The 11286-nt window shown below is 39.9% G+C and carries 11 protein-coding genes; 10 read left to right on the top strand and 1 reads right to left on the bottom strand.

The genetic code is table 11. From position 1 onward, the window contains the following. On the top strand, positions 1–770 hold a 770-nt coding region (locus tag K5Q29_RS08670; RefSeq protein WP_205032677.1), incomplete at its 5' end, for an IS4 family transposase. A gap of 223 nt (positions 771–993) precedes the next feature. On the opposite strand, the gene K5Q29_RS08665 is transcribed toward K5Q29_RS08670, so the two are convergent. Further along, a complete protein-coding gene (locus K5Q29_RS08665) occupies positions 994–1770 on the bottom strand; it encodes a glycyl-radical enzyme activating protein (RefSeq protein WP_105135746.1) in 777 nt (258 codons plus the stop codon). Between the two features lie 131 nt (positions 1771–1901). On the opposite strand from K5Q29_RS08665, the gene K5Q29_RS08660 reads away from it, so the two are divergent. The 9 genes from K5Q29_RS08660 to K5Q29_RS08620 all read left to right on the top strand — a co-directional run bounded on the left by K5Q29_RS08660 (position 1902) and on the right by K5Q29_RS08620 (position 11277). Beyond that, positions 1902–2645, top strand: a complete 744-nt coding sequence (locus tag K5Q29_RS08660; RefSeq protein WP_011922238.1) for a DeoR/GlpR family DNA-binding transcription regulator — start codon at positions 1902–1904, stop codon at positions 2643–2645. A 12-nt stretch (positions 2646–2657) separates the two neighbouring features. Further along, on the top strand, positions 2658–3629 hold the full coding sequence (locus tag K5Q29_RS08655; protein WP_105139596.1) for a sugar-binding transcriptional regulator: 972 nt from the start codon (positions 2658–2660) through the stop codon (positions 3627–3629). Between the two features lie 190 nt (positions 3630–3819). Then, positions 3820–4143 (top strand): PTS lactose/cellobiose transporter subunit IIA, encoded by a 324-nt coding sequence (locus tag K5Q29_RS08650; RefSeq protein ID WP_024376531.1) that lies wholly within the window; start codon positions 3820–3822, stop codon positions 4141–4143. A gap of 32 nt (positions 4144–4175) precedes the next feature. Further along, positions 4176–4481, top strand: a complete 306-nt coding sequence (locus K5Q29_RS08645; RefSeq protein WP_002935430.1) for a PTS sugar transporter subunit IIB — start codon at positions 4176–4178, stop codon at positions 4479–4481. Between the two features lie 12 nt (positions 4482–4493). Beyond that, on the top strand, positions 4494–5795 hold the full coding sequence (locus K5Q29_RS08640; protein WP_024414650.1) for a PTS sugar transporter subunit IIC: 1302 nt from the start codon (positions 4494–4496) through the stop codon (positions 5793–5795). Positions 5796–5946: 151 nt separating this feature from the next. After that, positions 5947–8391, top strand: coding sequence for a glycyl radical protein (locus tag K5Q29_RS08635; RefSeq protein ID WP_105139597.1), 2445 nt, complete (start codon positions 5947–5949; stop codon positions 8389–8391). A 14-nt stretch (positions 8392–8405) separates the two neighbouring features. Next, positions 8406–9074: a fructose-6-phosphate aldolase gene (locus K5Q29_RS08630; RefSeq protein ID WP_105139598.1), complete on the top strand. Its 669-nt coding sequence runs from the start codon at positions 8406–8408 to the stop codon at positions 9072–9074. Positions 9075–9105: 31 nt separating this feature from the next. After that, positions 9106–10062, top strand: a complete 957-nt coding sequence (locus tag K5Q29_RS08625; protein WP_205032678.1) for an iron-containing alcohol dehydrogenase — start codon at positions 9106–9108, stop codon at positions 10060–10062. Between the two features lie 120 nt (positions 10063–10182). Then, complete coding sequence (locus K5Q29_RS08620) at positions 10183–11277, top strand: glycerol dehydrogenase (protein ID WP_105139600.1); 1095 nt, start codon at positions 10183–10185, stop codon at positions 11275–11277. Positions 11278–11286: the final 9 nt, after the last annotated feature.

The raw sequence follows: 11286 nt of genomic DNA, 5'->3' as shown, positions 1-11286 counted from the left end.
AGCAAGCTCTAGTTATTATGGACAGAGGGTATGAATCCTACAATGTCATGGCACACTGTCAAGAAAGAAATTGGTCCTATATTATCCGTATTCGTGACGGGAATCATTCTATGAAGTCAGGATTTAATCTCCCTGACACCTCTTGTTTTGATGAAAAATTTGACCTAAACATCTGCCGGAAACAGACCAATGAGATGAAAGAACTGTATCGAGACTTCCCTAATCAGTATCATTTTTTACCTCATAATGCTTCCTTTAACTTTTTACCAAACTCTAGCCGAAAATGTGAGCCAATCAGTTTTTATGACCTTCATTTCCGAATGGTGCGTCTCGAAATCAAGCCGGGAGTCTTTGAAACTTTGGTGACAAACACCGATTATTCTCCAGAAAAATTAAAAGATCTCTATGCTTACAGATGGGGCATAGAGACCAGTTTTCGTGACCTAAAATACAGCATCGGTCTGACTCATTTTCACGCGAAAAAGAAGGAAGGGATTCTCCAAGAAATCTACGCTCGCTTTATCAACTTTAATATTTGTAAATGGCTAACCTCACACGTTGCTATTAAAACATCAAAGTTAAAACAGGCTTATAAAATTTGTTTTTCAGACGCTGTTTATGCCTGTCGAAAATTTCTTAGAGCTGAACTCACTTCCTCTCAATTAGAAACCTACATTGCCAAACATTTATCCATCATCCGACCCAATCGAACGTTCCAAAGAAAGATAAAAAGCAAGGCACCTGTAAGCTTCACTTATAGAATATCATAATAGTTAAAAATTTGGGTTAAAAACCTTCCTTTTTGTGCGCCCTAAATACAAAAACTATTCCCGTTTTGTCATGAACTGCTCAGACGGGAATAGTTTCTTTAGCTGCTTAAATGCTTAACTTAATGACATTGACCCTTGAGGTGGGCTTTTTTTTTGCATATTAGTATGTATTTCTATAGGAATGCTATTGGCTCAGCCGAGGAAGTTTTTGTATTTCTCAAAGTTAGAAATAGCAGTTGATATTATGTTTGATGAAGATTGCTTGATAGTCTTTTAAATCTTCTGGATGGAGAGCCTTGACATCGGTCATAGCATAGGTTCGATTGAGAAGCTTATACTTATTTTCTCCAAATTGATGGAAGGGGAGTAGTTGGACTTTGTCAATCTTGAGTTGATTAAAGAGACAGGCGAATTGTTCAGCATCTTCAAGGGAATTATTAAAGTCAGGGATAACAGGGATACGTAGGACGATTTCTTTTCCGATGGAAAAGGCGTATTGGATATTTTGTATGATAAGGTTATTGTTGACGCCGGTGACTTTTCGATGAGAAATTGTATTGTAATGTTTTAAATCAGTATAGATAAAGTCAACGTATTGGATAAGGTCAACAAATTTGCGGTGTTCCACGAAAGCGGTGGTTTCAATAGCGGTATGAAGGCCGTGTTTTTTTGCCTCCATAAGAATAGCTTTCGCAAACTCATATTGGGCAAAAATTTCTCCACCAGACAGCGTGAGCCCGCCACCAGATTCTTCATAAAAATCAATGTCTTTCATGACTTCGGATATGATGTCATCAACAGATTTTTCTTCTCCCATGATGGTCATTTTTTTACTAATAGCATCAAGCATGGGTTCAGGTTTTCGTTTTTGAGATTCTGGATTTGCACACCAAGGACAACGTAGGGGGCAGCCTTTCAAGAAAACTGTCGTACGTATACCTGGACCGTCATGGAGTGAAAAATGTTGAATGTTAAAAATAATGCCTTTTCGTGTATTCATACTCTTTCTCCTTTTCGATTAATTTGATTTTATCACACAAAAGAAAGTTTTACAATTACGAACGTAAGTTTAAAAGTTGCAAATAGTTGAAAAAGAGTCAAAATTTGATAGAATAATGATGAGGTGATGAAATGGAACGATTAGATAAAATTATACAACTGGTATCACAACATGAAAAAATAGATGTCAATAGTTTGGCGGAACAACTGGACGTTTCTAAGGTAACCATCCGTAAAGATTTGGATAAGTTAGAATCAAAAGGTTTATTACGTAGAGAACACGGCTATGCTGTTCTAAATAGTGGCGATGACCTCAATATTCGGATGTCCTTTCGCTATGACGTAAAAAAACGAATTGCAAAAGAAGCAGCAAATCTTATTGCTGACAATGAAACGATTATGATAGAGTCTGGGTCAACTTGTGCTCTCTTGGCAGAAGAAATTTGCAAAACCAAGAGAAATGTGACCATCATAACAAATTCTTATTTTATAGCCAATTATGTGCGACAATATGATAGCTGTCAGATTATTTTATTGGGTGGTGAGTTTCAAAAAGATTCCCAAGTAACAGTTGGGCCGCTCTTACATAAAATGATTCAGTTTTTCCATGTTGATAAGGCTTTTGTAGGAACTGACGGCTATGATAGTGAGCATGGTTTTACAGGTAAAAACTTAATGCGAAGCGAAGTAGTACAATACATGTCTGACGTTGCTGAAAACATGATTGTGCTAACAGATTCTAGTAAATTTACAAAACGAGGGACAGTACGCAGATTTGGTTTAAGTCAAGTTGCTCAGGTCATTACAGATACGTCGATTTCTGAAGATCTTGTCAAAGAATTAGAAAATGCTAGAGTCACAGTAAGGCTAGTTTAGGTTGGGGGCAGTATGAAGCAAGAAAAAAGAAGGCAGTTGGCAAAAATAGCCTATCTTTATTACGAAGAGGGGAAAAGCCAAGCTGAGATTGCTGCTGAGACAGGAATTTATAGAACGACAGTCAGTAGAATGTTGACCAAGGCTAAGTCAGAAGGCATTGTAAAAATAGAAATTCAAGATTTTGATAGGCGCCTATACCGACTTGAAAAATATGTTCAAGAAAAATATGGATTAAAAGGTTTAGAACTGGTTGAAAACAGCACCGATGAGGACCAGCTTGATTTAGAAAATCGTCTGGCACAGGCTGCAGCCGATATGCTTACCAATCTAATTGATGATGGAAAGAAAGTTGGTTTTTCATGGGGGAGAAGCCTCAGTCTTATTGTAGATAAGATAGGGAATCATCGTATGAAAGGTGTCAAATTTGTTCCAATAGCTGGCGGTCCAAGTCATATCCACGCACGTTATCATGTGAATACTCTGATTTACGATATGGCCAATAAATTTCGTGGAGAATGTAGTTTTATCAATGCGACGATTATCCAGGAGAATCAAGAACTCGCTCAAGGTATTCTTTCTTCTAAATATTTCGAGGAGCTACGTGCTGACTGGAAGGACTTAGATGTAGCAGCAATCGGTATTGGCGGCCGAGTCGATGAAAAAAATCGTCAGTGGTTAGATATGTTGACGACAGATGATTTTCAAGCCTCGTCAGATGAAGGTGCAGTCGGTGAAACCTGCTGTCGTGGTCTGAATCAATACGGTCAAGCTGTCGTTGAGGATTTACAAAAGAGGACCATTGCCATCTCTTTAGATGATTTAAAAGAAGTTCCAGATACCATAGCTCTTGCATATGGGGAGGAAAAGGCCCAAGCCATTTTAGCTGTATTGCGAGCTGGCTACATTCATCATCTGGTAACAGATGAACGAACCATCGTAAAAGTTTTAGAACTGGATAATGATGAGCACGTCCATACAAATTAGCAAGAGAATACTTCAATCGCTTAAAGGTGGTTGAAGTATTTTTTATCCCAAAATATGCACAAAAGTGCAGAAATAAATTAAAACGGAAAATGTTCTATAAATATATTTACGCTATAAAGAGAAAATGATATGATTTACTTACGAAAGAAATATAATAACTTACAAATAAAACAAATTGGAGGGAAAAGAAATGGAAATGATTATTGCAGATCAATTGATCATGGGATTGATTATTTATGCTGGAGATGCGAAAAGTCACGCCTACCAAGCTTTGTCGCTTGTCAAAGCAGGTGAAGAAGAGCGAGCAGAAGAGGAATTAGAATTGGCAGATGCAGCATTATTAGAAGCTCACAATATGCAGACAAAATTCTTAGCACAGGAAGCTGGGGGAGCAAAATCTGATATTACAGCACTATTTGTCCATTCGCAAGACCATTTGATGACATCTATTACAGAAATCAATTTGATTAAAGAAATCATTGATTTGCGGAAAGAACTAAAAAAAGTTGGCTAAAACAAAAAAATTATATTTAGGAGGAAACCGAAATGGTTAAAATCGCTCTATTTTGTGCCGCTGGTTTTTCTACAGGCATGTTGGTAAACAACATGAAGATTGCAGCAGCAGACGCAGGTGTCGAAGTAGAAATCGACGCGCATTCTCAAGGGAAAATTGCAGATTACCTTGACGAAATCGATGTAGCTTTACTGGGACCACAAGTAGCATATACGCTTGATAAGTCTAAAGCGCTCTGTGATGAAAAGCAAGTCCCTATTGCTGTGATTCCAATGGCAGACTACGGGATGTTGGACGGGAAAAAAGTTCTTCAATTGGCACTCAGCATGGTTTCATAAAGGAGTATGGTCATGTCCAAAATTGATACACAAAAAATTATTGTCCCAATCATGAAATTTGTGAATATGAAAGGGATCATCGCTCTAAAAGATGGTATGTTGGCTATCTTGCCTTTAACAGTAGTTGGTAGTATTTTCTTAATTTTGGGGCAATTGCCCTTTGAAGGCTTAAATGCTGCAATAGCTTCTATATTTGGAGCGGAATGGACTGAACCGTTTATGCAAGTCTATAGCGGAACCTTTGCAATTATGGGCTTGATTTCTTGTTTTGCGATCGGCTATTCTTACGCCAAAAATAGTGGAGTTGAGCCTCTCCCTGCGGGTGTACTGTCCTTGTCTTCATTCTTTATCCTCTTGAAATCATCTTATATTCCAGTTGATGGAGAACCAATCGGTGATGCCATCGCAAAAGTATGGTTTGGTGGTCAAGGAATTATCGGTGCGATTATTATTGGTTTGGTAGTGGGCGCTATCTATACGACTTTTATTCAGCGTCATATTGTTATCAAGATGCCTGAACAAGTACCGCAAGCTATTGCCAAGCAGTTTGAAGCTATGATTCCAGCTTTTGTCATATTTTTGCTATCTATGATTGTCTATATTGTTTCCAAGATGGCGACAAACGGTGGTACATTCATTGAAATGATTTACGATGTGATTCAAGTGCCACTACAAGGTTTGACAGGTTCATTACCAGGTGCGATTGGAATTGCTTTCTTCATTTCCTTCCTCTGGTGGTTTGGTGTACATGGTCAGTCAGTTGTCAATGGTGTCGTTACTGCTTTACTATTGTCAAACCTCGATGCCAATAAGGCCCTTTTAGCAGCAGATAAATTGTCTCTGGAAAATGGCGCCCACATCGTGACCCAACAATTCTTGGATAGTTTCTTGATCATGTCAGGTTCAGGTATTACCTTTGGTATTGTTTTTGCAATGCTATTTGCCGCAAAATCAAAACAATATAAGGCTCTTGGTAAGGTAGCGGCCTTTCCTGCACTCTTTAACGTTAATGAACCAGTCGTCTTTGGTTTCCCAATTGTGATGAACCCTGTTATGTTCTTACCATTTGTCCTGGTACCAATCTTAGCGGCTTTCATTGTCTACGGTGCAATCTCAATAGGCTTTATGCAACCATTTTCAGGTGTGACCCTACCATGGTCTACCCCAGCAATCATTTCTGGTTTTATGGTGGGTGGTTGGCAAGGTGCAGTTGTTCAAATTATTATTTTAGCTGTCTCAACTATTGTTTATTTCCCATTCTTCAAAATCCAAGATAAGATTGCCTATGAAAGTGAAATGAAAGAAACAGTTTAGTCAATGATGTCAGACAAAATAGTTGCACAAATGTGCAGCTGGCTTCGGAAATCTTAGCTCTCACTAGCATCAATTGACAATAACCCCTATTACAGGATATACTTAATTTACAAACGAAACAAAATTAAGTTTCGAAAGAAAGGGTAAAACTATGAAAACAGTGACTGAAGTAGCTGGCACTAGCATTAAAACTGAGTATTTTGGAAGTCTGACAGATCGGATGAACAAATACAGAGAAGATGTCCTTGATAAGAAGCCCTATATTGACGCGGAACGGGCTGTTTTAGCAACAAAAGCCTATCAAGAACATAGAGAAAAGCCCAATGTATTAAAAAGGGCCTATATGCTCAAGGAAATATTGGAGAACATGACGCTTTATATTGAAGAAGAAAGTCTGATTGCAGGTAACCAAGCTTCTTCAAATAAAGATGCTCCCATCTTCCCAGAATATACCTTAGAGTTTGTATTGAATGAATTGGACTTATTCGAAAAACGGGACGGGGATGTCTTCTATATTACCGAGGAAACCAAGGAGCAGTTGCGCAGCATCGCTCCATTCTGGGAAAAGAATAATCTTCGTTCACGTGCAGGTGTCTTGCTTCCAGAAGAAGTTCAAGTTTATATGGAAACTGGCTTCTTTGGTATGGAAGGTAAGATGAACTCTGGCGATGCCCACTTGGCTGTCAATTACCAAAAGGTATTGGAACAAGGTTTGCGTGGTTTTGAGGAGCGAGTTCGTGAAGCAAAGGCTAATCTCGATTTGACGGATCCTGCAAGTATTGATAAATATCATTTCTATGACTCAATCTTTATCATCATTGATGCGGTGAAAGCATACGCAGATCGTTTTGTCGCCTTGGCTACTGAATTGGCAGAGAAAGCTCCAACCGCTCAACGCCGTCAAGAACTACTGGAGATTGCACGGATTTGTGCGAAGGTGCCGTATGAACCTGCTGAAACATTTGCAGAGGCAGTGCAATCTGTCTGGTTTATCCAGTGTATCTTACAAATCGAGTCAAATGGACATTCTCTATCCTATGGACGTTTCGACCAATACATGTATCCGTATGCGAAAGCTGATTTAGAAGCAGGACGTGAAACGGAAGACAGCATCGTCGAACGCTTGACTAACTTGTGGATTAAGACTATTACTATCAACAAGGTTCGTAGTCAATCACATACCTTCTCATCTGCTGGTAGTCCACTATACCAAAATGTAACCATTGGTGGACAAACACGTGATAAGAAGGATGCTGTCAATCCACTTTCTTACTTAGTATTGAAATCTGTTGCCCAAACACATCTGCCACAGCCAAACTTGACCGTTCGCTATCATGCAGGCCTAGATGCTCGCTTCATGAATGAATGTATTGAAGTCATGAAACTTGGTTTTGGTATGCCTGCCTTCAACAACGATGAAATTATCATTCCATCCTTTATAGAGAAAGGTGTCTTGGAAGAGGATGCCTATGACTACAGTGCGATTGGCTGTGTAGAAACGGCTGTTCCTGGTAAATGGGGCTACCGTTGTACAGGTATGAGCTATATGAATTTCCCGAAAGTTTTATTGATTACCATGAATGATGGTATCGATCCTGCATCAGGCAAACGGTTTGCACCAGCCTTTGGTCACTTCAAAGATATGAAATCCTTTGAAGAGCTTGAAACGGCATGGGAAAAGACACTTCGTCATCTAACACGGATGAGTGTTATCGTTGAAAATGCAATTGACATTGCTTTAGAAAGAGAAGTACCAGACATTCTCTGCTCAGCTCTGACAGATGACTGTATCGGTCGTGGCAAGCAGCTGAAAGAAGGCGGAGCAATTTACGATTACATTTCTGGTCTGCAGGTTGGGATTGCCAATTTATCTGATTCTCTAGCAGCAATCAAAAAATTAGTCTTTGAAGAAGGACGATTGACTCCAGAAGAATTGTGGCATGCTTTGGAAACAGACTATGCTGGAGAGCGTGGTAAAGAAATCCAGGAAATGTTGATTGAAGATGCACCAAAATATGGTAACGATGATGATTATGCAGACCAATTGGTAACAGCAGCGTATGATATTTATATCGATGAGATTGCCAAATATCCAAATACTCGCTTTGGTCGTGGTCCGATTGGTGGTATCCGTTATTCAGGTACATCATCCATTTCAGCAAACGTTGGACAGGGGCGTGGTACCTTGGCAACTCCAGATGGTCGAAATGCAGGTACACCGTTGGCAGAAGGTTGTTCTCCATCACATAATATGGATAAAAATGGACCGACATCCGTTTTGAAATCAGTTGCCAAATTACCAACGCATGAAATTGTTGGAGGCGTTCTGCTCAATCAGAAGGTCAATCCACAAACACTTGCCAAAGAAGAAGACAAACAAAAATTAATTGCCCTCTTGCGGACATTCTTTAACCGCTTGCATGGCTATCATATTCAGTACAATGTTGTCTCTCGAGAAACCTTGATTGATGCACAACTACATCCTGAAAAACACCGTGATTTGATTGTCCGTGTAGCAGGTTATTCAGCATTCTTCAATGTATTGTCGAGAGCAACACAAGACGACATCATTGGTCGTACAGAACATACATTGTAAAAGAGGTTATTATTATGGAATTCATGCTGGACACCTTAAATATAGAGGAAATACGAAAATGGGCTGAGATTTTACCCCTTGCGGGGGTGACCTCAAACCCAACGATTGCGAAGAAAGAAGGTGACATTGACTTTTTTGAACGTTTGCACCTTATCCGTGACATCATCGGTCCAAATGCTTCACTACATGTGCAAGTTGTGGCAAAGGATTATGAAGGGATTTTGGCAGACGCTAAAAAAATTCGTGAATTGGCACCGGAAAATGTCTATATTAAGGTTCCGGTAACGCCTGCTGGTTTGGCTGCTATGAAAACATTGAAAGCGCAAGGCTATCAGATTACAGCAACAGCGATTTATACCGTTTTTCAGGGCTTGTTAGCTATTGAAGCGGGTGCAGATTACTTGGCACCGTACTACAATCGCATGGCCAATCTGAATATTGATTCGAATGCGGTCATCGCTCAGTTATCAGAAGCGATTGACAGGGAGTGTTCGGAAAGTAAAATTTTAGCGGCGTCATTCAAAAATGTGGATCAAGTGAACCAAGCGTTTGCAAATGGGGCGCAGGCTATTACGGCAGGTGCAGATGTATTTGAAGCAGCTTTTTCTATGCCATCCATTGAAAAGGCGGTAAATGATTTTGCAGATGATTGGTCTGCCATTCATGGAAGATATACTATCTAAACAGTTCTATATTAAAAAATAAGGGGGCACTATGAAACAATTCTCAGGTCTTTCACGCACTATCCAAGGAAATCATCTTTTAGATACTTGTGCGATTGACATTTTGAAAATAGGTCATCGCCCCCTTGTTTTATGTGCAAAACAGGAGTATAATACGACTATAGAAAACTTTGTGAAAGTCTTAACTTGTCACGGACTCATTGTTAAAATAACCTATCTGGAGGAGTGGGACCAGAACTTGGTGGAAGAATGTGGGGAAGTTGGTTTCCGACATTGTGCAGACCATATTATTGGCATTGGTAATAGTTCTGTGGTAGCTTGTACAAAGGCTGTTGCGGATTTACTAGACTTGCCAGCCGTTCTTATACCGACTTCACCGTTTACCCCTCAACCTCGGCTATCGGTGGAAAATAAGAAAAGAGAGCGACCATTGTTTAATGAATCCATCCAGCTAATTATAGCGGATAGGGACCAATTATTGACACAACCTACCTTGGAGTTGATGAATGGAGTGGTCAATACTCTTCTTTATCTAGCAGCTATAAAAGAAGTAAAAAGAAATCATCTGGTCAGTTTGGTAGATGATATTCTTATCAGAGGTTTTGAAAGCGTTTTATTTAACAGTGGCCTTCAAGCTATAGAGGATTTTGAAGCCCGGATATTATCAAAAGAAGTACAAGATGTCTTAGAAGTTCTTTCTACTTGTGTGACATTAGACCTACCTAGTGATGCTTGGGACGTGATTCAACAAATAGAATCAAAGTTCAGCGAAAGAAGAGAGGACTTAGTGGATGAGCCATTGAAACGAAATCTTGTCCTCTATTTGCTTTTGATCTATTTGACTCAGGAATCAGAAGAATTTCAAGCCAGGCTGAAGTGGTGTCAACAGTTGCTTTTGTCTGCCAACTCTAGCAATCTATCGTCGCTGGAGGCAGTTTTCAAGGAAATTGCACTAGAGATGGGAGAAGATTGCTCGACACGTTGCTAGTAGGCATCGCTGTACAATGGCAATATTTAAAATGCGGGCTCATACCTCTTGCTTTCGGCAATGCTAACTGTCGTTTATTACTCAATATAACACTATCTATTATTTCAAGGAGGAATTCTTATGAAAGTATTTGCAAGTCCATCTCGCTATATTCAAGGTAAACATGTCCTTTTCCAAGGTGCAGAAGCTATCGGAAAATTGGGAACAAAGCCTTTGATTCTTTGTGATGATTTAGTATATGGTATTGTCGGTGAGAAGTTTTTGTCCTATCTCGTTGAAGAAGGGATGCAAGTCCATCGTGTTGCCTTTAATGGAGAAGCATCTGACACGGAAATCCAGCGTGTCGTAGAAATCGGAAAAGAACAGGCTAGTGATGTCGTAATCGGCCTAGGTGGTGGCAAGACGATTGACTCAGCCAAGGCGATTGCTGATTTACTAGGAGTGCCAGTCGTCATTGCTCCAACTATTGCTTCAACAGATGCTCCGACATCTGCTTTATCTGTCATTTATTCTGAAGAAGGGGCGTTTGAACGCTATATTTTCTATAAGAAAAATCCAGATCTTGTCTTGGTAGATACAGCGATTATTTGTCAAGCACCGCCACGTCTTTTGGCTTCTGGTATTGCGGATGGCTTGGCGACGTGGGTAGAAGCACGTGCTATTTTACAAAGCAATGGAACAACAATGGCAGGAGGAGGTCAGACACTTGCTGGTATCGCTATTGCACAAGCCTGTGAACAAACACTCTTTGAATACGGACTTCAAGCCATGGCCAGCTGTGAAGCCAAGGTTGTGACATCTGCTTTAGAAAATATTGTTGAAGCAAATACCTTGCTAAGTGGTTTAGGCTTTGAAAGTGCAGGTTTGGCTGCGGCGCATGCGATACACAATGGATTTACCGCCTTGGAGGGAGACATTCACCATTTGACACATGGTGAAAAAGTGGCTTATGGGACCTTGACCCAGCTCTTCTTGGAAAACCGTCCGAAAGAAGAATTGGAAAAATACATCCGTTTCTATCAAGCCTTGAATCTTCCAACAACTTTGGAGGAGTTACATTTGGCTGATGCTAGTTATGAAGATCTATTGAAAGTCGGCCAACAAGCGACGATTGAAGGAGAAACAATTCACGGTATGCCATTTGCTATTTCAGCAGAAGATGTAGCAGAAGCTCTGATGGCTGTTGACTACTATGTTCGCTCATTAGATAAATAAGAATAGCAT

The organism is Streptococcus sp. 2018037 (genome assembly GCF_019754195.1).
Lineage (GTDB): Bacteria > Bacillota > Bacilli > Lactobacillales > Streptococcaceae > Streptococcus > Streptococcus hashimotonensis.
This window is presented reverse-complemented; position numbering and strand designations above follow the sequence as displayed.

Excerpts from the sequence above, each read along its gene's own strand:
- K5Q29_RS08665 (WP_105135746.1), bottom strand. The coding sequence starts at position 1,770 with ATGAATACACGAAAAGGCATTATTTTTAACATTCAACATTTTTCACTC.
- K5Q29_RS08660 (WP_011922238.1), top strand. The coding sequence starts at position 1,902 with ATGGAACGATTAGATAAAATTATACAACTGGTATCACAACATGAAAAA.
- K5Q29_RS08655 (WP_105139596.1), top strand. The coding sequence starts at position 2,658 with ATGAAGCAAGAAAAAAGAAGGCAGTTGGCAAAAATAGCCTATCTTTAT.
- K5Q29_RS08650 (WP_024376531.1), top strand. The coding sequence starts at position 3,820 with ATGGAAATGATTATTGCAGATCAATTGATCATGGGATTGATTATTTAT.
- K5Q29_RS08645 (WP_002935430.1), top strand. The coding sequence starts at position 4,176 with ATGGTTAAAATCGCTCTATTTTGTGCCGCTGGTTTTTCTACAGGCATG.
- K5Q29_RS08640 (WP_024414650.1), top strand. The coding sequence starts at position 4,494 with ATGTCCAAAATTGATACACAAAAAATTATTGTCCCAATCATGAAATTT.
- K5Q29_RS08635 (WP_105139597.1), top strand. The coding sequence starts at position 5,947 with ATGAAAACAGTGACTGAAGTAGCTGGCACTAGCATTAAAACTGAGTAT.
- K5Q29_RS08630 (WP_105139598.1), top strand. The coding sequence starts at position 8,406 with ATGGAATTCATGCTGGACACCTTAAATATAGAGGAAATACGAAAATGG.
- K5Q29_RS08625 (WP_205032678.1), top strand. The coding sequence starts at position 9,106 with ATGAAACAATTCTCAGGTCTTTCACGCACTATCCAAGGAAATCATCTT.
- K5Q29_RS08620 (WP_105139600.1), top strand. The coding sequence starts at position 10,183 with ATGAAAGTATTTGCAAGTCCATCTCGCTATATTCAAGGTAAACATGTC.